Origin of the sequence: Microbacterium sp. B24 (assembly GCF_000333415.1) — a bacterium.
Lineage (GTDB): Bacteria > Actinomycetota > Actinomycetes > Actinomycetales > Microbacteriaceae > Microbacterium.
The window spans coordinates 1-989 of the sequence record NZ_BADB01000280.1 but is presented as its reverse complement, the minus strand read 5'-3'; the positions used below and the strand labels follow the sequence as shown (position 1 = coordinate 989).

At 71.9% G+C, this 989-nt stretch carries 2 protein-coding genes; both read left to right on the top strand.

All coding sequences use genetic code 11. The features are described from left to right. On the top strand, positions 1 to 419 hold a 419-nt coding region (locus tag I5I_RS07365; protein ID WP_036318173.1), incomplete at its 5' end, for a GDSL-type esterase/lipase family protein. Between the two features lie 69 nt (positions 420 to 488). Continuing rightward, the gene (locus I5I_RS07360; protein ID WP_036318172.1) at positions 489 to 854 is read left to right on the top strand and encodes a GntR family transcriptional regulator; all 366 of its coding nucleotides are present in this window, start codon (positions 489 to 491) and stop codon (positions 852 to 854) included. Positions 855 to 989 lie beyond the last annotated feature (135 nt).

Here is a 989-nt window from a genome sequence, read left to right as displayed (position 1 = left end):
AGCTCGGTCCCGGGGATCCTCTAGAGTCCGGCAACGACGTGACGCACCGTACCCCCGTCTCGTCGGCGGCGAGCGACCTCGAGGCGGCGGTGCGGCGGTTGCGCGCGTCGGGCGCGGCCGTCGTCGTCGGCACCTGTCCGGACCTGGGCGCGTTGCGCCCCGTGCCGCAGCCGCTGCGGGCGCTGGGTGCGCAGGCGTCGCGGCAGCTCGCCCACGCGCAGGCGGCGGCGGCTCGGCGCGCCGGCGCCCGGGTCGTCTCCCTGCGGCGCGCCGTCGGGGCGATGTTCATCGAGAATCCCGACGACATGTTCAGCGTCGATCGGTTCCATCCCAGCGCGCTCGGCTATCGGCGTACGGCCGATGCCCTGCTGCCGGAGATCGTCGCGGCGCTTGCCCAGGGGGTGCGCACCCGGGCGTGACCCGCGGATCGTCGAGACTCACATCGCGGCAACTGTTCTATTTGTCATAGAATGGATACAGGAGGCGTCATGTTGATCCGCACCGACCCCACGAGCGATGTGCCGTTGTTCACGCAGATCGCGGCGTCGGTGCGAGCGGATGCCGTCGCGGGCCGTCTCCGCCCCGGCGATCGCTTGCCGTCGGCGCGCGCCGTCGCCGCCGCGCTCGACGTCAACCTGCACACGGTTCTCCACGCGTATCAGCAGCTGAGGGAGGAGGGGCTGGTCTCCATGCATCGCGGGCGTGGCGCGGTCCTCACCGATGCCGCCGATCGGCTCGCCGAGCTCCAGCCCGATATTGCCGCCATCGTCACCCGAGCGCGCGAGCGTGGGCTGTCATCACAGGCGCTCGCCGCGCTCATCCATCACCACAGCGAACCGGAGGAATCATCATGACCACGACACGGCCCCGAGCCGTCACCCGCTTCGTCCTGGTCGCCGTCGCGCTGCCCGTGCTGGCGAGCGCGGTCGCTGTCGCGCTCCAGCTCGCCGCCGGCGACGCGCTGCCCGACCCGATCGCGATCCACTGGG

Coding starts and splice junctions, on each gene's coding strand:
- I5I_RS07360 (WP_036318172.1), top strand. CDS start 489: ATGTTGATCCGCACCGACCCCACGAGCGATGTGCCGTTGTTCACGCAG.